Source organism: Desulfoplanes sp. PS50 (assembly GCF_053851535.1).
The window spans coordinates 33,982-54,606 of sequence record NZ_JBSPZA010000016.1 but is presented as its reverse complement, the minus strand read 5'-3'; the positions used below and the strand labels follow the sequence as shown (position 1 = coordinate 54,606).

General features: G+C 57.7%; 19 protein-coding genes. All 19 read right to left on the bottom strand.

All coding sequences use genetic code 11. From position 1 onward, the window contains the following. Window positions 1-3: 3 nt before the first annotated feature. The 19 genes from ACTVJH_RS08755 to ACTVJH_RS08665 all read right to left on the bottom strand — a co-directional run bounded on the left by ACTVJH_RS08755 (window position 4) and on the right by ACTVJH_RS08665 (window position 20,619). Entirely contained in the window at window positions 4-843 is an 840-nt protein-coding gene (locus tag ACTVJH_RS08755) for a phosphoadenosine phosphosulfate reductase domain-containing protein (protein ID WP_455989478.1), read from the bottom strand. A gap of 17 nt (window positions 844-860) precedes the next feature. Further along, a complete protein-coding gene (locus tag ACTVJH_RS08750; protein WP_455989476.1) occupies window positions 861-4,250 on the bottom strand; it encodes a hypothetical protein in 3,390 nt (1,129 codons plus the stop codon). Beyond that, complete coding sequence (locus ACTVJH_RS08745; protein WP_455989474.1) at window positions 4,250-5,140, bottom strand: DUF4007 family protein; 891 nt, start codon at window positions 5,138-5,140, stop codon at window positions 4,250-4,252. Before ACTVJH_RS08745 ends, ACTVJH_RS08750 begins: the two co-directional genes overlap by 1 nt. A gap of 13 nt (window positions 5,141-5,153) precedes the next feature. After that, the gene (locus ACTVJH_RS08740; protein ID WP_455989472.1) at window positions 5,154-5,354 is read right to left on the bottom strand and encodes a helix-turn-helix domain-containing protein; all 201 of its coding nucleotides are present in this window, start codon (window positions 5,352-5,354) and stop codon (window positions 5,154-5,156) included. Between the two features lie 137 nt (window positions 5,355-5,491). After that, window positions 5,492-6,106 (bottom strand): gamma-glutamylcyclotransferase family protein, encoded by a 615-nt coding sequence (locus tag ACTVJH_RS08735; protein ID WP_455989470.1) that lies wholly within the window; start codon window positions 6,104-6,106, stop codon window positions 5,492-5,494. Next, a complete protein-coding gene (locus ACTVJH_RS08730; RefSeq protein ID WP_455989468.1) occupies window positions 6,103-6,900 on the bottom strand; it encodes a glucosamine 6-phosphate synthetase in 798 nt (265 codons plus the stop codon). The genes ACTVJH_RS08735 and ACTVJH_RS08730 overlap by 4 nt, the downstream gene beginning before the upstream one ends. Then, on the bottom strand, window positions 6,885-7,406 hold the full coding sequence (locus ACTVJH_RS08725; protein ID WP_455989466.1) for a DUF5049 domain-containing protein: 522 nt from the start codon (window positions 7,404-7,406) through the stop codon (window positions 6,885-6,887). Before ACTVJH_RS08725 ends, ACTVJH_RS08730 begins: the two co-directional genes overlap by 16 nt. Before the next feature lie 11 nt (window positions 7,407-7,417). Continuing rightward, window positions 7,418-8,374 (bottom strand): amidoligase family protein, encoded by a 957-nt coding sequence (locus ACTVJH_RS08720; RefSeq protein ID WP_455989464.1) that lies wholly within the window; start codon window positions 8,372-8,374, stop codon window positions 7,418-7,420. 362 nt (window positions 8,375-8,736) lie between these two features. After that, complete coding sequence (locus ACTVJH_RS08715) at window positions 8,737-10,122, bottom strand: efflux transporter outer membrane subunit (RefSeq protein ID WP_455989462.1); 1,386 nt, start codon at window positions 10,120-10,122, stop codon at window positions 8,737-8,739. Between the two features lie 7 nt (window positions 10,123-10,129). Next, window positions 10,130-12,088: a MacB family efflux pump subunit gene (locus tag ACTVJH_RS08710; RefSeq protein ID WP_455989460.1), complete on the bottom strand. Its 1,959-nt coding sequence runs from the start codon at window positions 12,086-12,088 to the stop codon at window positions 10,130-10,132. A gap of 4 nt (window positions 12,089-12,092) precedes the next feature. Then, window positions 12,093-13,274, bottom strand: coding sequence for a macrolide transporter subunit MacA (gene macA, locus ACTVJH_RS08705; protein WP_455989458.1), 1,182 nt, complete (start codon window positions 13,272-13,274; stop codon window positions 12,093-12,095). Next, window positions 13,271-13,873: a CerR family C-terminal domain-containing protein gene (locus tag ACTVJH_RS08700; protein ID WP_455989456.1), complete on the bottom strand. Its 603-nt coding sequence runs from the start codon at window positions 13,871-13,873 to the stop codon at window positions 13,271-13,273. The genes macA and ACTVJH_RS08700 overlap by 4 nt, the downstream gene beginning before the upstream one ends. A 188-nt stretch (window positions 13,874-14,061) precedes the next feature. Next, window positions 14,062-14,319 (bottom strand): VrlD, encoded by a 258-nt coding sequence (locus ACTVJH_RS08695; protein WP_455989454.1) that lies wholly within the window; start codon window positions 14,317-14,319, stop codon window positions 14,062-14,064. Between the two features lie 12 nt (window positions 14,320-14,331). Continuing rightward, entirely contained in the window at window positions 14,332-17,880 is a 3,549-nt protein-coding gene (locus ACTVJH_RS08690) for a DUF4815 domain-containing protein (RefSeq protein ID WP_455989452.1), read from the bottom strand. Window positions 17,881-17,895: 15 nt separating this feature from the next. Next, window positions 17,896-18,429, bottom strand: coding sequence for a hypothetical protein (locus tag ACTVJH_RS08685; RefSeq protein WP_054033040.1), 534 nt, complete (start codon window positions 18,427-18,429; stop codon window positions 17,896-17,898). 12 nt (window positions 18,430-18,441) lie between these two features. Then, window positions 18,442-18,903 (bottom strand): hypothetical protein, encoded by a 462-nt coding sequence (locus ACTVJH_RS08680; protein WP_054033039.1) that lies wholly within the window; start codon window positions 18,901-18,903, stop codon window positions 18,442-18,444. Then, on the bottom strand, window positions 18,890-19,021 hold the full coding sequence (locus tag ACTVJH_RS08675) for a hypothetical protein (RefSeq protein ID WP_268750702.1): 132 nt from the start codon (window positions 19,019-19,021) through the stop codon (window positions 18,890-18,892). Before ACTVJH_RS08675 ends, ACTVJH_RS08680 begins: the two co-directional genes overlap by 14 nt. Before the next feature lie 4 nt (window positions 19,022-19,025). After that, complete coding sequence (locus tag ACTVJH_RS08670) at window positions 19,026-20,015, bottom strand: hypothetical protein (RefSeq protein WP_054033038.1); 990 nt, start codon at window positions 20,013-20,015, stop codon at window positions 19,026-19,028. Window positions 20,016-20,025: 10 nt separating this feature from the next. After that, window positions 20,026-20,619, bottom strand: a complete 594-nt coding sequence (locus tag ACTVJH_RS08665; RefSeq protein WP_054033037.1) for a hypothetical protein — start codon at window positions 20,617-20,619, stop codon at window positions 20,026-20,028. Window positions 20,620-20,625: the final 6 nt, after the last annotated feature.

Genomic DNA, 20,625 nt, shown 5'->3' with positions numbered 1-20,625 from the left:
ATCCTAAAGATGACAGATGTTGCAAGAGAGAGACTCGCCATCGTCGGAGTCATAGCCCCAAATATCTTTCAGTTTCTGATGTCCCTTAAAAGCATTCGTCTCACGCTCTTTCCTTTTTGCGTGCTCTTCCATAATTGCCTCTGCGCGTTGGGCCAGCTCATCAAGGGTCTCACCCTGATTCCAGGTATACCGTTCACCTGTTTCTGGATCGTATTTTTCGTATTTTTTTGCTTCTTCAAAAAGTTCAGGGTGATTTTGAAGCAATCCTACCCATTCACGCTTTTGCTGATAGAAGCAAAAATAACATCCTGACCGGGACCGCCACTCATAATAACGAGGCACCCCCAGCCCTGACTCATTAAGAATCCTTTCCACATCTTCAAGACGTATATTATTTTCAACAAAGGGTAAGACTGTTTTCATATTGGGTTTTGTTGAAATGTAGCCTGTACGGTGAGGTTCATCTGCTCGTATGCCGACATAGCTGATTACAGGATCGTTGCCTATGAAATCTTCGTAAGGCTTCAGTTTTAGATACTCTGTACACCAGCGAGACTTTGGAGATGGCAGGAAACCTTTCTTGATTTGAAGGATCTCGTCGAACCCATATCCCGATGAGTATTTAAGAAAATGAATCTTTTTGCCGAGAAAAGTTTCTAGTTTAACCAAGTACTCATACGTCTCATCAAGCTCCTTTTCTGTGTCACAGAAAACATATTCGACATCCGGAATCTTGCCCAACATGTAAACAGCTAGAGCAGAGCTATCTTTACCCCCTGACAGTGCCAGAATATGTCGCACAGGCTTATCGGATTTTGCAGATATTTGAGTATCGGAATACATCAGGAACTCCTTGCAATCTAATTCTGGTTCGACTCAATTGTGCTCAATAGCTCCCTTAAGGCAGCGGCAAGGGCGCGGGAATTGCCTTTCCCTCTTAGTTTGCTGAGCTGAGGTTCCAGCATTATCCGGAAGGCCTCCTTTTGCTCGAGCTCCTTGTCAGTCAAGACAGGACCAGCATCCCCATAGTTAAGCCAAGTCTGCCGGAACAGCTCCCCCATACCTTTTGCCAACCCTTCAAAACTCTCTAAGTCCATGTCAGTCCACTGCTCAAAAGGCCGGTTGGCGATCAGAGACAATGCTGGGCGTGCGTTGTGGTCGTCGGCAATGCCGTTATTTACACAGTTGAGAAAGGGGGTCAGCACCTCATGCTTAATACGTGGCACGAGCCATGCCGCTCTACGCTCGAGCTCGTGCCACCCATCGATGTTTTCGGCAAGCCCACAGTTACGGAGCAAGACCTTCCTTTTCTTCTCAAGCAACTTTGGGCCGTGGTTGTTTAAGGTGGAAAGACTGTTATTGAGCTGCTCAAAAAAATAATCCACGTCTCTTTCACGCCTCTGCCCCTGCATGAATGGCTGCAGCCCAAAACAACGTGGCAGGTCGACAAAAAGGAGCTGTTCCGGTGAAGCCGCGTGCAGCAGGCAGTCGCGCACTTTTACTGCCGCAGCATTCCCGATCTGGGTTGTTTTCTGCGTGACGGGTGGCAACGAATTCAATACACGATACAGTGCACGCACGACCGAGGCCGTCTTAGGAGCCTGTTTTAAACCTGTGGCCAGACGTTCCACAACCGCCTTGCGGGTGCCATCAAGCTTTGCGCCCGAAACCGCAAATAGGTCAGGCCTTCTTTGCAGCAGCTCCAGGTGGGCCGACAGGACTTCGGGAATAAAAGTACCTTCCCTATAAAGAAACAACTCATCCTGGTAATGGAGGTAAAAGGCAACAAATATAATTGGATGAACACCATCCGGAAGACCATATGGGACATTTGCAAGCTGTTCAAACAGGTCGACAAGTTCGATCCGCTGAATATTTTCCGCGAATACTATATCCTCAATCAAATCCCACGATGGCCGTAGGTTGCAGCTATTGCCCTCAGAAGGAGGTCCGAAGTCCCACCGCTGACGGTCAGCATTAAAGAAGTGAACCCCAGAAGCACGTAACACGGATTCATATACGCTGCGTTCAGGAGGGTAGCCTTCAATGCCAAGACACTCCTCACCGCGCCTTTCCAACATGCGCTCCAACAGACAACGTCGTGCTGCTGAAGCAGCGCTTGAAAGTTTTTTTCTGACGACCAGCTCATTTCGGACCATGGGGGTTAAATGGTATATTTGGTCACATGCTAGGGATAGCAATTTTGTTACATCAACAGGCTTTTGCGGCTGCTGGTCTTGACCGTGCCATATCCATTGACAAGAATTGCCCACCGGCGCAGGACGAGGATCTAGCAACGTCTGAATATGTTGGGCGATGTGCTGTTCTCCCATAGCGAGCCTCAAGTTTAACTCGCGCCGGGCAATGCGGTCATCACGGAGTTCAGGCGTATTTTTTTCGACCCAACGTAAGCAAGCTACCTCCTCCGCGACACCGCGTAAGGCATCAACTTGTGTGGGCAGAGCAATAATGAGCCTTTTTTGTCCTTTGGTCGCTTCGAGAGCTTCAGCCTTCAGTCGCTCTATGTTGGCTTGTGGCAGCAACACAATAATGGTGCCTGCTGCATCTTCAAATCTGTCAGCTGCCTTCAGAATACTTTTGCTCAAACTCTCCGCATACATCAGATTGAAATAACGGTTGACACCAGTTTTCAGGCTGTGGCGACGGGCAACGAGAGTCCTGGCAGGAAGGTGATGGCAAAGAGCCTCCAAGGGCGACACACTTTCAATCTGAAGCTTTCTCCTACCTTCATTCATTCGGGCTTCGATATCGACATCGCTGCCCTCCCAAACCCGATATGAGTTGTCCAATCGTCGATAAGTGACTACCGACTGCTGTCTCAAAAACTCCAGGTCCTGATCTAGTGTTGCCGGGCTAGAAACAGCACTCCTGAGAATTTGCGCTGTGGCGCGAAGAGGACATATTTCTGACAAGACATTTAAAAGCGCCACTGTCTGCACAATTTCAAGTTGGGCGTGACTTAGATAGTGACGGCTATTTATAATGTCGTTGGCCTCCAATAAACGTTTCGCGTGCGGCAAGCGAGCTAGCCCCGCCTCAAAGTTAGCTAATAAATAGGCATAGATATGATGCAGACGGATAAAGTTGTCACCCCCGTCAACAGGATGGTCAATATGATACTGGAAGGCAAATGGCTCGCAGCTGGTTAAATAAGAAAAAATGGATCGTTCATTCTGTGCGAGCCTTCTGAATAAGTAGGGCATTGCCAGCAATAAGCTAGGGTGCAATGGCCATGAGCGACGAGCTATTTTTTCAAATTCGGCATATTCCAGGCCAAAAGGGAGTGAGATTGCTCCCTTTTTGATGTCCAACAAAGCGTAATCCAACTCATCCGCTATTGGCTTTGGCAAATTGACAGCTGGATGTAATGCTGAAGCTATAAGCCTTATTGTGGTGCCCGCTGACTCGCTGAATTGAATAGACTGAAAACGCTCCTGGACCTTGTTCCACTCATTACGAAGAGTTCGATCAGACAGCTCAACATAGTCGTCAAACATTTGGTGCAGGGTAATGAGAAACAGCAGAGGTGTTTTCGATTGGCGGCTGGCGTATTCCGCCAACTCCTGGAAAATATATACGTCGCCACCTGCTCGATCCTGAAGGGCGTATTCCAGTGTTTTCCCCGCCTCGTCAACAAGCAAGAGAACGCCAGTGAAAAATTGTTTCTCCGCCTCTTTCTGAACGTCAGTCAGAAAACCAACCACAATGGCAGTGTCTCGCCAAGCCTTTCGCCGAAGCGCCTCCTCAATTCGAGCATGGAGATCCCTCACTGATGTAGAAGGTTTCATGCCCCTGACGGCCTCGAGCATTCCTTCCAACAGCAATTGCGCGATGGGGCGACGACGAGCCGTAACCGGGACAAGAAGAAATCCCTCTCGGCCGTCTTTGGTTTTGCGAATTTGCCGCAACTTTGCATTCAGCTTGGAGTATTCCGGGGCAAGCATTTTAGCTGCCTGGTCAACCTTCCTGGCATCCCGATCCAAAAGCTGACAAAGAAAAACCGCAAATGCTGATTTCCCGGTTCCGTATGGACCGGTCAAAGCGAAGGCCCGCTGCCCCTTTTCAGATAACAACCCTTCGCTCAGTTGCTCCAGCGCCTGAGCTACATTGGGGGTTACAATGTAACCGGACGCACTGCCAATGTTCTGCCAGTCGTTATGAAGGTTGACAGAGCGCAAAAATCGAGGCGCTACCGCAACATAATGAGATCTTTTCAGGCCTTTGCCCATCACACATCCCCTCGGCAGTAATAGCTGCTTAGCAACTCTTCGGCTTCATCGAGGGCTACATTGCAATGCACTTGTGCAACACCAGCGGACTCTGTGAAATCGAACCGATTCCCCCAAATCGAGTTTTCATGTAATTCCTGAACGGCCTCAATCAATGCGTTTTCATCCAGCATAAACACTTGCCCAGGGCTTCCTTCCTTGTAGAGCACTCCCTGAATTGTCATTGCGCTCTTGTTTTCTCGTCCGAAATACTCGCAGATTGCATAACCAATAATTTCTGCGGGAAGAGAAGCTTTGGCCCCGATTGAAAAGCGGTAAAAGTCTCCTCCACTCATCGCCTGAATTAAGTTCAGCTCTTGCAGGGGACAATCGAATGATTCCTCTCCGGATTTTTTTTTCTCAAATCGCTTGAGTCCGCAATAAGAGCGGATAAAGCAGTCGACATCTCTCATAATAATGTTGTCGGATGGAGATTTCTTGCCTGCATCAACAAAACGCAAGGCTGCTTCAGCCACATCCTGTTTCGAAAATTCAGGCTTTCGGAGGTAAGAGAAGAGAGCCGTGCCTGAAGTCTTATAGTTCAGGTTTGTAGTAAGTTTCCAATGCAACAACCACCAGGAAGCTTGGTCCTCCAAAAAAGGATCCCAGCCTGATCTCTCGTCCAATAGTTTCTTCCCGAAACGGGTAACAACATCGTCTTCGATGATCCCGGTCAAATCGCACCAGTACTTAATGCTATCGACCATGTTTTTTCCAACGCCCAAATCAACAATAGCTGATTCGTGAGAAAAGCTTTTTCTGTTTGCGGTGAACTCGTAGCCCTTCTCCAACCAACCATAGCGGAGGGAAAAAGTCTGATGTCCTGAAAATTTTACTCGCTGGTTATTCATGAATCGCCTTTACTCACTTATCAGTTGTGACATTTACCCTGTCAGCCGCACCACCAGAGCGGACCCATGCGTCTACCTCGTCCTGCTTGAACATCCAACGACGACCGACGCGATGACCAGGCATAGCCCGTTGTTCGATCCACTTGTAGACCGTCTCGTTGCTTACATTCAGATATTTGCAAATGTCATCGACTGTCAGCCATCTCTCATCCATAGCCTTCGTCCTTCGTTCATCAAGTTTTCGGTAAAAGCCCGAAGGCCTCCGGGAGTCCCGAAATCCGGACACAATGCCGCAAATTAACCTCCATAAACTACATTGATGGGTTGCCAAAATCAAGCGTTTTGTGCCGATTAGTGCCGACTTTTCCAAAAAACGGCCTGATTGTCGTTGGTGACCCGGTGGCCGTTTTGAGGCGCATGCATGGTGTAAGTCCATACAGCACAGGCGATTGTGCCCCTGGATGCCGCCACCATCACCCGCTGGTACATGCTGTGCCCGCCGGGCCGAAAGCCTTCCAGCCGGTCGATGGGCGGTAGATCGCGCTGAGGATCGGTGAAGGTCACCAGTTCCCCATAGATCAGATCCCAGTCGCCGGTCGGGCGGCCGAAGCGCGGTGTGCCGCTCTCCTGCTGCCTGCGGGCGTCGGCCAGCGGATCGTCGGTGCCCCGGGCCAGGATCAGACCTTCCGGCACCTCAAGCGCCGGGAACCCGGCATGGAGGTGGTAGAGCCTGCCCCAGACCACGGCCGGTTCGGTGCTGCGGGCCTGGGCGCAGAAACGTTGATGGTTCCAGTAGCCCCGTTTCAGGGTGCCGTAGACGAAGAGCCGGAGGATGGCCTCGGGAGAGTCTTCCGGGTTTGTGCTGACTCGGGCCGTCCCTGGCCCTCGCCCTGCGGGCGCACTTTCAGTGCGTCCAAATCCGCTGTCCTGCGGATTTGTCAGCTTCGAGGGTTCTTCAATGTTCATGCATTCACTCCTTCTGGAATTGTCCCTTTGCGCTCCTGGGGGATAAAGCGAAATTCGCTGTTCTCGATGGCCCGCACATCCGCGTGGCGGATGGTGAGCATGGTCATGGGCGGCACCTCTAGCTCGCGCCAGCCCTTCTCGTTATCCACGGCAAAGTCGATGAAAGCGTCGTCCGAGGCGTAGAGCAAAACCCGGTGCTGGCGGTGGATGCGCAGGCAGAGTGGCTTGTTGCCCTTGAGTACGGTGATGGTGCCGGGGTCGAGCCGTGAGGCCAGCACGGCGCTCATCTGACCGCGACAGAGGGCAAGCGCCTTCTTCAGGCCCTCCTGGTCGATGGGGCCTTCGGGCGCGAAGCGGTCGGCCAGGCGGAAGATCAGCTCGCTATCCACCTCGGCGTAGCGCGGCAGCCCGAGACGGCGGAACAGATAATCGGCGTTGTAGATGGTGCCGTTGTGGGTGCCGATGACGATCCCGGCCCGGATGGGATGATTGTTGCGATTATTGAACTCGTTGCCCCGGGTGCGCCAGCGGGTGTGGCCCATAAGGATGGTGGTCTCGTTGTCGACCTGCCCAAGCAGCTCCTGAAACGGCTTCTCGTAGACCAGCTCGTGCGCCCGCATCGGCCGCTTGAAGATGCGGTGGCTGCCGTCGGTCTTGAGCCAGGCCAGACCGGAGGCGTGCGGTCCGCGTTCCTCGCTGTGCAGCAGCATGCGGATGAAGAGCTCGCGCAGGTAATCCCGCTCGTTGGGCCGTCTGCGCTTGCGGCCGAAGATGATGCCTACTTGTCCGCACATGGAGCCGGGTCCTCCTTGCCGCCGAAGTTCTTACCGAGCGGTCTCGTCCCTTCGAGGACGAAGGCCGCGTATTCGCGCCGGTGGTCCGCCAGCCACTCGGCCACCTCCGGGTAGCCCATCTCGGCGGTCAGCCGGGTCACCTCCGGGTGGTCGAGCATGTTGGTGCGCCCGGAGAGCCGCACCGTCTCTAGGGCTTCGAGGAAGCGTTCCGGCCAGGGATCGCTGGCCTTGTCGTCGGGCAGAAACTCGATCAGGCCGTGCCGAGCCAGACGGGTGAGAAACTCGGCGGCCGCAGCGGCGGCGTCCTCCGGCAGTGGATAGGTCGGTCCGCCTTCAATGCCGGAGAGCACCTCGGTCATGTAGTCCCGGGGGGCTCGGCTGGCGGTAAAAGGTGTCTGGCCGCGCATCAGCTCGACCACTTCGAGGCAGTCGTCGGCTTGCAGGGTTTCCCCGCTGCCTGGGATCGGTTCGCCGTCCAGCGTGGTGGAGCGGATCAGAATCTTCATGGGGCACCTCCTTAAACAGTGAGGCCGGGAACTTGCCCGGCCTCGTTGGTGAGAGTGGTTGTTTCGTCCGGAAGGACGTCCTGCGGTTTGGGGCGTCCGTTCTTGAAGGCTGCGTCGCCGGGCATGTTGGCCATCAGATGCTTGCGGGCGGTCTTGAACTCATCGCCGATCAGCCCGAGGTGGAGCAGGAAGACCCGGAAGTCGTACTTGGCGCTCTGGGGATCGAAGTCTCGCTTGCGGCTGGAGGCGGCCCGACCATTGAGCGCCTTGGCGGCGACGGCGAGGCAGAATTGCAGGTAGGCCTTGATCCGCCCCGCGTGGAGGGACGCCTCGAACCAGCGGAACTCCACCGTGCCCCGGTACCAGACGTTGTGCAGGTTGACCCCGTGGTATCGGCTGTTGTCGTAGTGCTGGGGCTGGCGGTTGTGGTAGCCGTACCAGATGCGGTTGAGCTGGTCCTTGGTGCGGGGGCGATGCTGTTCGATGCGCTGGATCAGCTCGTCGCTGACCGGCCGGGTGTAGCGGTTGAGCCGGTCGCGGCTGATGCCGAGGGCGTGGAGGATCAGCGGCTCCTGCTTGTAGATGATCTTGGCCAGGTTACCCAGGTGCCTTCCGTCGAAGGGCGCGGCGTCGATATGGATGTGGATGCCGCACTGGCTGTTGATCTTGCCTCCGGCGCGGCGGATGGCCCGGACCACCTCCTGCAGTTGCGGGATATCGTCGTAGCCGAGCACCGGGCTGACCACCTCGGCCCGCAGATGGGCCGGGACGCTGGTCAGGGAGGCGTCCCCCACCACCTTCCAGACGCGGCCGCGCAGGTCCTCGACCTCCCAGGGGTCATAGCTGCTGGGGATGCCGACATGGCGGACCGTGCCGCCCACCACCGAGTGGATGGCCCAGGCGATCTGTTCCCGGGTGCGTTTTACGGTCTCGATCTCGATCCCGTAGTGGATCTCTTTCAGGTTCATGCGTGCCTCCGTCGTTCATGGCGCTTCTAAGTCGTTGTCAGGCAAGGCTTTTTAGCCTCTGCTTACACCATGAATGAATGCTTCTTTCCAGACACAAATCAAGTAGAAGAACAGCCAAAGCCGACATTTAACACCTTTATTTTCAATGACTTGCGAGTTTGGCCGGATTGGGCGGCGCACAGACGGCAGAAACCCCGGAACGGGCTGGCCGTATCCGGGGTTTCTGGGTTGGCGGTGGCAATGAGCCGGATCAGCCGGAGGCGGTATCAGAGGTGATCAGGCTGGCGTGCAGTTCGAGGTTACGCGACTCGTCGGCCCGCATCCGCGCCAGCAGCGCCGTGAAGGCCTCCGCTTCGGCGGTTTTACATCTGCATCGCACCACCAAGAGCTTGATACAAAGCCATATTGTTTTGGAGTTCCGACAGCCGCGCTACCGCCAGCGCTCGTTCGGCATCTCGCCGACTTTCCTGGGCATCCAGCCAGGACTGAAGTGCTGTAGCCCCCGACCGATAGCGTATTTTTGCTAACTCCTCGGCTTTGACGGACAAGGCCAGATACTCTTCCCGTTGCTTGACCTCCTCGGCAAAATGGCTGCGAGCGGACAACGCATTTTCGACGTCGCTCAGGGCTGAGTACAGCGTCTGCCTGAAATTGACAACGGCTTCTTCGTAATCGGTCTTTGCGATCTCGACATTCAGCTCCATCGTGTTCCACTCGATAAAAGGCAGCGATAATCCCGCCCCCAGGATGGTGTAGGGGTTCTTTAGAACGTCGGTCAGACTTGTGCTGCTCGTGCCGAGTGAACCGGTGAGAGTGAAGCTCGGGTAATAGCTGGCACGGGTATTGTCGACGTTTGCCAGATACTTTTTCAGTCGGAATTCTGCGGCCTGGAGGTCGGGGCGTTGGGCAAGGATGCTGGCTGGCAGGCCCGCATCCACTTGTGGCAATGACCCGGAAGGCAAGCGTTGCAGTTCCGGCAACGTGTTTTCCGGGGATTGGTCGAACAGGATCGCCAGTGCGTTACGCGCCTCATTGCGCTGTTGCTGCAACTGCGTTAGCTGGGCTTTTTGACTGACAATGGTCTGTTGAGCCTGAATCTTGTCTTGGCCCGAAACGGCTCCGGCTGCGTATTTGACTTCCACCAGCCCCAGGATTTTCTCGGCATTGGCAATGCTTGCCTCAACCGATGCGATACGGTCATTCAGATAGGCGATGGTCCAATAGTTCGTCGCAACTGTGCCGACCAGCGATAACGCAGTGCTTTGGCGATCGAATTCAGTCGCTTCAGTTTCCCAACTGCTGGCATCGCGAGCACCCGCTAATTTCCCCCAAAGGTCCAACTCATAGCTTGCCGATAGAGCCGCACCGCTCGAATCTGTGTCGACGTGGTTTGTCAGGTCGCGGCTCCGGCGGCTGCTGGCAGTCGCCGACAGTGACGGAGTCAGGTTGGTTCCGGTCAGCCGTGATGAGAGCTGCGCCCTCTTGACCTTGATGGTGGCAGCTGCCAGGTTGTTATTGGTTTTGAGTGCCCGCTCGATCAGTTCACTCAGGACAGGATCGTTAAAATCACGCCACCACTGTGCAGCGGTGGCTACTGAAGAACCGGTGACACCCGTTGCCTGCCATTGCTGCGGCATTGAAACATCAGGCCGGTTGTATTCGCTGCGATGGAGTAAACCACTACACCCTCCCAACATAGTGGCAACCAGGAGGATCAAGGCATAGCGGATTGTTGATTTACGTTTCATGTGGAGATTACTCCCGAGCCAATGCTTCGATCGGGTCGAGTCGTGCTGCGTTGCGAGCAGGCATGAAACCGAAGACAACACCGATCAGAGATGAGCAGAGAAAAGCCGAAATGATCGACATAAAGGAAAACTGCATGGAGAAACTGCTGACGAACATGGAAAAGACTTTGCCGACGCCGAAGGAGCAGAGGATTCCGATCATCCCTCCGAGCAGGCAGACCAGGACCGATTCGATGAGGAACTGCTGCATGATGTCCTCCTGACGCGCCCCGACCGCCATCCGGATGCCGATCTCGTGGGTGCGCTCCGTGACCGATACCAGCATGATGTTCATGACGCCGATACCGCCGACGATGAGGGACACGACGGCGATTGCCGAAATCATCAGCTTCAGTGTAGTGGTGGTTTTGTTGATGGTCTTCATGATGCTGTCGCTGCTGTTGGTATAAAAATCCTTGCGGCCGTGCCTCTGCGCCATCAATTTCGTGATGCTCTGTTCTGCGACCTGGTTGGAGATACCGTCCTTGACCCTCACCGTGATCGAGTTGAAATGCTGCTGCCCCAGCAACCGGTTCATCGCGGAGCTGTAGGGTATCCAGACCTGGAGGTACGAGCTGCTCCCCATCGGGCCGTCCTTTTCCTTGGTGACGCCGATCACCCGGCACGGAAGCTCACCGACAAAAAGGATCTGACCAATAGGGTCCTCCGAGGCGAAGAACTTCTTGCGGGTGTTCTGGTCGATCACCGCCACCTGCCCCTGCTGTTTCACGTCGTCGGCAGAAAAGGCGATACCGTCGGCTATCTCATACCCCTTAACCCGGAAATACTGTTCGCTCACGCCGTTCACCCATGCATTAGCAGTCAGGTTCTTAAAGCGGAGCAATTGGCTTCCACCGGTAGCCGGTGAGGCACTGTCGACATACACCTGAGCCTTCAATGCCTCCAGATCGGATGGCACGAGGGTCTGAATACTGGCGGCGTCTTCATCGCCCCAATCTTTGCCAGGGTTGATATCGATGACATTCGTCCCCATGGCGCTGATGTCCTTGATGACCTTCTGCTGCGCTCCCTGACCCAGTGCGACCACCGAAACCACCGAAGTGATCCCGATGATGATCCCCAACATGGTCAACAGGGTTCGCATGCGGTGCGAGAGCATGGCGATGAGCGCCATCTTGAAGGTCTCGGCAAACCGGCCCCAGTTGGCTTGGATAAAGTTGCTGGGCTGGTTGGTTGTTGCCTTGGGGGGCAGAGTGGCGGCCTCCGATGGCTGCTGTTGCGAATTGGCCTGGTCGCGAATGATTTCGCCGTCGCTGATCTCGATGATCCGTTCGGCGTGGCTTGCTACCTGCTGGTCATGAGTGACGAGGATGATGGTATGGCCGCCCGCATGCAGTTCATGCAGGACCGCCATCATCTCCTTGCCACTTTGACTGTCCAGGGCACCGGTCGGTTCATCCGCAAGAATGACATCGCCGCCGTTCATCAGCGCCCTGGCGACACTGACCCGCTGCTGCTGGCCGCCGGAAAGCTGGTTGGGGCGATGCTCGCAGCGGTCGGCCAACCCCAGACGCTCAAGTAGCTTACGAGCACGCTCCTGACGGGACTGCTTGTTGCTTCCCGCGTAGATCGCCGGGATTTCCGCGTTCTGAGTCGCGGTCAGATGGGGCAACAGATGGTAGCGCTGGAAGATAAAGCCGAAGTAGTCACGTCGCAAGCCAGCCAATTCGTCATCAGAGAGGCTGGCGGTCTCACGACCGTCGATCCGGTAGCTGCCATCGCTTGGGCGATCCAGACAACCGAGGATATTCATCAGCGTCGACTTTCCTGAGCCGGACGCACCGATGATGGCAACCATTTCTCCAGCATGGATGGTCAGGTCAATCCCTTTCAGGACTTCGATTTCTTGATCGCCCGTTGGGAAGCGCCGGACCAGGCCGCGTATTTCGAGTAACGACTTGCTCATGTCATCACCCTCTGGGAGGCCTGGGCATACTGCCTGAGTCAGCTGCAGGAAGGTTGGAGCTGTCACCAATGATGACTTTGTCTCCCTCGTTTAGCCCATTCAGGACCTGAACCTGGACGTTGTTGGAAATTCCGGTATGGATCGTCCGGGTTTCCGCCTGCTCACCAGTCAGAACGCGGACTGTCGCCTTGCCATCCATCTGTTTTGACCCGAGGGCCGATATCGGAATGCTAAGTGCTTGCTTGGCCTCATTGAGCACGACGGCAACTTGAGCGGTCATGGAGACTTTGAAGGTGTGATCAGGGTTGGGCACCTCGAACAACCCGTAGTAATAAATGGCTGAGCTGGAGCTGCTTGTTCCTGTCGAGGTTGTCCCACTCGACACTGGTCCGGGTTCTACAGCCCGCAAGGTTCCGTAGTAGCGGGTATCGCTGTCCCCCAAGAGGGTGAAATAGGTCGTGAGTCCAGGCTTGACCCGCACCACATCCGCTTCGGAGATCTTGGCCTTGACCGTCATGGTGTCCAAGGTCGCCAAAGTCAAAATGGTCGTGGCCGACTGGTTCGAGACCACGGTCTGCCCCTCCTCGGTATCGATGGAAATCACGGTCCCGTCGATGGGGGCATGAATGCGGGTGTAGCCAAGATTGGCCTTGGCCGTGTCGACCGCGATAAGCGCCTTTTTGATCTGGGCGTCCAGGGCCGCGATGTCGTACCTGGTGACATCCATCTGGGCCTGTGCGCTCTCCAGATCAGCTTGTGACGCGGCATCCTTGGCATTCATCTCGCTCTGGCGTTGATATTCAGCGTCATACTGTTTTAGCAGGGCCTGCTTTGACCGGCGCTGTGCTTTCAAGTTTTCTACCTGGGCCTCAGCATCCTTGAGATTGTTCTGCGGAAGAACCGGATCGATCTCGGCCAGCAATTGCCCCTTTTTCACCGTATCTCCCAGGTCGACGTGCAGGGTCTTGAGCTGCCCGTTAACCTGCGCCCCCACCGCGACAGTCTTGTAGGCCTTCAAGATGCCGGTGGCGAGGACGCTTTCTTCCAGATCCATGCGGGTTACCGGGGCGGTGATGTAGGTCACCTTCGGGGGAGAGAAATATATTTTGGCGGCGGCCACACCGGCAGTGATCAGGCATAGTGCCAATATGCCGATCATGATGGACTTCTTGTTGCGCATAATCATGAGTTGACTTCCTTGCTGCGAATGGTGTTGATCCCGGCCAAGGCGAATGCGACTACATGGTCCGCAAAAGCGTTTATGTCCTCTATGAAGAGGGGCACCTCACCAGCATGGGAACGCTTGGCGATTCTCTGCATCACCATGGGGTGAACACACATGCTGATGATGCTGATCTCACAGAATTGGACGTCCTGCTCGGTTGATTTCGGGCCGAGGAGTTCACGGACGAGCGTGAGGGTCTGTTGCCGCATGGGGATGAGTTCATTCTTCATCACTTCCTGCAACAGGCCTGTGGGGTTGACCATTTCCATCTGAGCGATGAAAAAGTCTTTGTTGTTCTCATCGGCAATACGTTGAATCGTTGAGGTCAGTTGGCCACGCAGTCTTTCCTCAGCTGGAGCCGACTCACTGACGCCACCGCTTAGGGGATAATTCTCTATCGACTCTTTAAAGGAATGTCGCCACGCTTGCTGGTAGAGGGCCTCCTTACTGCCGAAGTGATAGTTGACGGCCGAGACATTGGCTTCGGCCCGCGCACAGATTTCGGCAACCGTAGCGTCTCTGAAACCTTTTTCGATGAAGACATCACCTGCTGCTGCCAAAAGCTTTTCCTTTTTTGCTTCTGATTTTTTTCAGGCCATATCTGCCTCCAAAAAACAATACGGTTATTTCAAATAACAATTTGAAATAACCGTATGAAAATGTCAAGCGGAAATTTATTGTCTCTATAGGAATGAATCAGAAGATTTGCTGCTCGCTAGTTTCTGGGTTGGCGGTGGCAGTGAGCCGGTCAGCCGGAAGCGGTTTCGCCGGTGATCAGGCTGGCGTGCAGTTCGAGGTTGCGCGACTCGTCGGCCCGCATCCGCGCCAGCAGCGCCGTGAAGGCCTCCGCTTCGGTGGCCGGGAGCTTTGATGCCCGTTCCAGCCGCGCCAGGCGCTGGTGCAGATTCTCCAGCAGGCCCAGGGCGTGGTCGCGGATCAGCCCGTCGCGCTTCTCCTGCGGCGAAGGGATGAACTCGGTCAGTCCGCCTTTGCGTCGAACGATCATGGCCGTGCCTCCTTAGCTCAGGGTCGCGCCCAGCGAATGGATGCGCGGGTAGATCAGCGGCGTGCCGGTCATCTCGGCCTTGTAGCGGACCTTGTTGCCGGTGTTGTCGGTGAAGGTGCGCACCAGGGTGTACTCGGTCCAGTTCTCGTCGATGGGCCGGGTGTCCTGGATGGTCATCGCCTCCCAGGTCAGGCCGCCGTCGTTGCTGGCGAACCATTGCAGGGTGGTGCCGCTGGGGATTTGCATCTGCACATAGGCCTTGGTCGATTCCACGCCCTGGGTCAGCTCGTTCTCGCGGGTCAGGTATGCCCCGGTGGTCTTGTTGAGGTAGTCCACCAGGTTGACGTCGCGGAAGTTGATGGCCGGGGTGTCGTTGGAAAGCGAGCTGCTCAGGCGCACGCGGATCTGGACCCGGGTGGCGAGGTTGGGCAGCCGCTCCTCCTCTGCGGGAACCATGGCGTCCCAGGTCACGCCGCCGTCGGTGGAGTATTCCCAGTCGAGGCCGGTGCCCTGGGGGATGGCCGAGTACTCGTCGAGGTTGATGTCGGAGAACTGCACGCCGGTGATCGGCTGGAAGCGGATCATGCCCTCGGATTGGAAGTTGTAGCCGTAGATCTTCATCGCCAGGTCGGAGCCGTTGAGCGGCGTCCAGGTCTCGGCGTTGGAGCTCTCCAGCAGCACGCCTTCCATATAGGTCTGCCGGGTGATGATGCCCCAGCGGCCCATCTTGCCCAGGGTGGCGGTGCGCACCTTGTAATTGGTGCTGTTGGTCAGCAGCACCACGGAATAGCTGGTGTTGGCCTCGGCGTAGAACGGGTCGTCGAAGCGAATGCGGGTCTCGCCGCTCAGGCTGATCTCGTTCGGGGCCAGCACTTTCTCGGCGAACACCACGCCGTTGGGCAGACCGGTGGTGACGCCGCGAATCTGCACCGTGACCGGAATGCTCGGGTCCCTGGCGGTGAACTGCAGTCCGATGCTGGAAATCACCTGGTTTTGGGTGAAGCTGAAAGTCTGGGCCAGCGGATCGCGGGGCACGAAGATGGTCTGGGTGCGCCAGACCACCTGCACCACGGGCACGCGGATGATGCGGTTCTCGATGATGCGCTCGATGCGGGTGATGACCAGCGGATCGTTGATCTGCAGGCTGGCCCGGGCCGAGTAGACGCCGTCGGCCATCTCCACGATGCGGTTGCCGTTGCGGGCGTTGGTCGGGATGGTGAAGGAGGCGCTGACCCGACCGGCCTCGTCGCTGATCAGGTTGCTGGCCATCACCTGGCCGTCGCAGCGCAGTACGATGCCGGATTTGCTCGGGGTGAAGTTGATGCCGGTGACGGCGATGCCGGTCTGGCCGCGCCGCCCGAGGTTGGGCGTGATCTGCAGCATGGCCGGGGGCTTGTCGAACACGGCGTAGGGGTTGATGTTCCGCTCCTCGGACCAGTCGTTCTGTTCCACCAGCACGGTCTCGTTGCCCGGCAGCAGTGCCAGGCTGCCGAAGAAGCTCGCGTTGCTGCCCGCCTGATCGACCGAGAGCACCGTGGAGTGAGGAATGCGGTCCGGCGCGACGAAACGGGCGATCTCGTTGACTCGGGCGTCCCATTCGGCGTGGTAGATGTCTGACTGGGCGGTGTTCGAGAAGTCGTCCGAGTAGATGCCTTTCTTGGTCTGGGCGTCCCGGTTCTGCAGCTCGTTGTTCATCTGGTACTGGGCGTCGTTGTACTTCAGGTCCTCGACGTCTTGGATGATGTCGTGGATCTGGTCCATGGTGATGCGGGTCAGGCCGAAGTTGCGGATCTCCATGTCGGTGGAGTTGGGCGGGCAGTCGATGCTGCACAGCCCCAGGGCGTTTTCCGGCACGATGGGCAGCTTCGGAAAATCCGCCGGAGCCCCTTCCAGCCGTTTGATCTCGGTGGTGGTGGCGTAAACGATGTCGCGGCGGCCGAGGTAATAGTCGTAGTCCAGGCTGCAGTTGGAGCCGTTCACCGGCTGATCGCCGAGGCTGCCGCGCCCGAAATTGATCACGTTGAGGTTACCCAGCTCGAGCTGCACTGGCGACATGGTGAGCCCGGCGGTGTTGGTGGCCGGAGGCGAAACGGTGCCGATCTCCTCGACGCCGTCGTCGACGTAGGATAGCGCCTCGCTGCCCAGTTCCATCAGGCGCTTGTAGTCGGTGCGTGCGCCGTTGGTGGCGGCCCGGTAGACGCGATAGCCGGTCGCGCCGCTGACCGGCAGCCAGGAGAGCTTGTTCATCTCCCCGGCGGCGGTTGCCCGGGCGATGACCGCAGCGGCGTTGAAGGCCGTCTCGCCGGTGGCGTTGTAGGCAGTCACCAGATAGAAGTAGTTTCCGGCCGCCGGATGGTTGGCCTGCCCGAACCAGCCGCTGTCCACGTAGTCGGTGCCCTTGACCATCTGCTTGGTGTAGGTCCAGCGCACCGTGTAGGTGGTGCCGATGGCCGGTTCGTTGCCGGAGCCGAGCCAGTCGACATGGTTGCCCGACTGTTGCCAGTCCACGCCCTCCTGGAAGATGGTCGCCCCTTGGCTGACCTCGAGGATGTCCACCACGGGATTGGGGTCGAGCAGGTCTTCGCCGCCGCCCACCGAGCCGCGAGTGACGTTGCGGGTAATCTCGACGATGGCCTCCACCTGGGTCGTCTCCTTGAGCGGCGTGGAGTTGACCGGATAGCGGTGCTTGTTGATGTCGAAGGTCTTCTGCTCCCCGCGCACCGACTTGGTGGCGATGGATTTGGGCACCAGGGTCGAAGTGGGCAGATCGCGCTGATGCCGGAAGCCCTGGATGTAGGCGCGTCCGGCGTTGGTGATCGCCTCCACGCTGTCGTCGTCGACGCCGCCGATGAAGGTGTCGAAGCCCCGCACCAGATAGCTTCCGGCCTGGTCGAAGGTGCGCTCGGCCAGATTCTGAATCAGGGAATTGAGCCCTTCGGCGGCGGCGAAGGAGAGCTGGTCCTCGGTGATCGAGGAGACGGTGATCCGGCTGCCCGGCAGCGTGCCCAGCAGATCCCGCAGGTAGAGGTTGGACTTCTCCTGCACCGTGGGCGTGACATCGCCGCTCTCCCGGTCGAACTTGTAGATCGGGATCACCCGGCGCTCGGCCACGTTGTTGGGCAGCGTCTGGCCGCTGGTGTCTGTCGCCTTGAGAGAAAGAACCCATTTTTCCCGTTCGGCGGTGGGCTCGCCGGTGGCCGGATTGATCAGGGCCGGGTCCTGGGTGTAGCCGTAGTTGTACTTCAGCAGCTCCACATAGACGTAATCGGCCCCGCTGGTGGTGGCCGGATCATAGGTCAGGGTCGCGCCGCTCACCTGTTCCAGATGGCCGTCGATGTAGACCACGCCCGGGGCCATGGTCAGGACGTTGGCGGCCGCGCTGACCTCGAGGCCCATGATGATGGAGCCTTCCTTGAACAGGATGTCGGCGATCTTGCGCCGCTCCAGGTTGATGATGTCCTGCTGCTCGTTGAGTTCGGAATCCAGCAGGTCGCGATCCTGATGGTAGCGGATGCGCTTGTAGTTCTTGGTCGGGTCGAATGTCTCGCGTGAGATGCTCATGTTTGAATCCTCCAGTTAGATCTTGATGATCCCGACCAGCTCCACGCGGGTGTCGGAAATCTTGTTGAAGTCGGGAATGTTCTTCACCTCGTACAGGTAGCCCGGACGCAGCAACTCGCCGGTCGGGTTGGTGTCCTGATGGAACACGCCTCCCATGGCGAGATCCCCGGTGACGCTTTGCACGTACTGCACGTCGCCGCCGAAGAAGCCGTATTCGCGGATGGTGATGCCGTTGGCCTCTGCCTCGTCGAAGCGGAAGAAAATGCCGATGGTGTTGGTCTCCTCGCCGGTTTCGAGGTAGCGCACGCCGTTGACCAGCAGCGCCCCTTCGGCGTCCTCCTTGAGGAAAGTCCGCTTGTAGTAGCGCTTGCGGGCGCGTTCGTTTCTGAGCCCGGTCTGACCGATGTCCGGCGCGGGCGGATTCTGCGGGTCGCTGAAGCTGGCATCCCCGTCGCCGATGGCGCAGTGGGTGATGCCGTCCACGGCCTGGCCGAGGAGGAGTTTGGCCGTCAGTATCCGGCCGGTTTTGACGATGAGTCCCAGTGCCATTGCTGTTCTCCTTTAGGTCTGAATTTCGTGGTCTTGATCGATGAGCACCGCGAACAGGATCTGGCGCGTGTCGGCCAGCAGCCCGGCCGGGATCGCGATGCGCTGAACGGTGTCGGAGCGGCTGATGTGTGCGCCGGATGTCCGGACGCTGGTGTCGATACTCCGCAGCCAGGGGCGCGTCACCCGCACCGCCGCGTCAACATCGACGCCCAGACGGCCATGGACGACGAGCCACAGGTCGGCGCTCCGGTTCAGGCGGTTGTTCACGCGAAGCGCGAGGTCGGATCGACGTTCGAGCCGATGGGCGACCCGCATTGCGCTGTCGGCCCGAACCATCACCGTGCGCCTGGCCGGTGCCCCGGAAAACAGCTCGAAAAGCGCTCCGGGTTGCGCCGCTCCAATGGCGAGCAGTTCCGGCCGCCGTGTGCCTCTGCGGGTGGTGATGGATGCCAGTTGTCCCTTATGCACGGCCACGGCGAATCCTCCCGCTGAGCTTGAGCGCCTGGCCCCGGTTCATGGACATAAGCGTTTCCGGACGACGCTGGCCGGTGATCGTGCTGATGGGTTTGAGCTTTCCGCTATGCGTTGCCATGGGGTTATTCCTTCACCGCGCACCAGCCGCCGGTGGTCAGGTTGAACACGCGGTAGCTGTCCGTTCCGATTTGAATGGTGTCTTCCGAGGCGACGTTGCCGCCGCCCACGGAGAAGATCTCGATGAGTTCGCCGCGCAGTTCCTGGTAGGCAGCGGAACCGGACATCGAGGCGAGCCAGGGAAAAAGGATGGTGGTGCCGTAGCGCATCTCCGGATCGGTTTCGCCCTGGAGACCGCCGTTGGCCGCGCCGCAGCGGCCCTGCTGGCCGGAGGCGGAAGTCCAGCCGTCGAACTTGTTCACGGCGTAGAAGGTGCCCGGCGCGTTGTAGTAACTGTTTATGACCGGCTGCGGGTCCTCGCCGATCTTTGCCCCCGAGGCGTAATCCCGAACGAGGGCCTCCACAGTAATGGTGTTCGGCGTGGCTGCGGTGTCGATGGCGCTCACCCGCACGCGTTCGATGCCCGCGTCGTCCTTGATCACATAGTCTTGTCCGGGTGTGACTACGGTGGCGTCGTTGACCTGAAGCACCACGCCGCTTCCGGAGGTGACCGCCGCCTGCGTGAGCGCGATGGCCCCGGACCAGAAGCGTTTCAGCAAGCCGCTGTAATGGCCGTAGTAGGTAGAGACGAGCTTGGTCACCACGAAAACGTGATCCAGGTCGGCGAACAGCCAGAAGATGAAGTCGGCGCTGTCCTCCACCCGCAGGTAGGTGTAACTGGTGTGCGAAGCCTCGTTGACGCCGGTGTGGGTGGCCGCGTCCCAATACTGGAATGCGGCGACGTGAATCCGCCCGGAGGTGGTGCTGATACGGAACTGCAGATAGACGTCCTCGGCCCCGGATTCCCCGTGAGACTTGAAAACGAAATACGGCTGCGGGTCGGCCGACTGGTCGTCATGCAGTGTCCAGCCGATGGTGGTCACCAGAAAGGTCCGCAGTTGATTGAGCAGGTCGAGCCGACCGTGGGCGAGTCCTTGAATGCTGTGGTATGCCATGGCGGCCTCCTTAGAGAATTGGGTTTTCCGTGCCGGTCAGGCGCAGCTTGATGTCGAGTTTGTTTTGCACCGGCGTGCCCGGGAGCACGGTGCAGCGCCGCCAGAAAGACAGCGTCTGCTGGAAGGCCTTGTCGCCGAGATTCAGCGGTGCGCCCTGGGTGGCGGTGTCGAGTCCGGCCTGGGTCAGGGATAGTCGGTACCAGACCGATTCGTCGGTGCCGGTTTCGTCGATGGGATCGAGCACCAGCCCGGTGTAGTCGTAGCCGGAATAGACAGTCGTCCCGGCGTCGTGCGCGGTCGGAGCGGTGTTGGCCACGCCCCGCTGAACGATGAGATTGACGGTTCGGCCGCCGCTTTCGACGAGCATCTGCTCGCCGTCGATGATGATGAGTTCGCCGTCGGCAAAGCGCGGTTCGGCCAGCGCGATGGCGGTCTGCGCCGCGTCGATGGCCGAGGCAAGGCCAGTCTGCTCGTTGGCGACGTAGAGTTGCCGATCCTTGATCTCGCCGTCGGTGCCGTTGTAGCTCTCGGCCTCGGGACGGCTGAAATCCCCCTCGGAAATCTGCTGGGTCAGCGCTTCGTCAAGATAGAGGTGAATTGCCATGGGTTC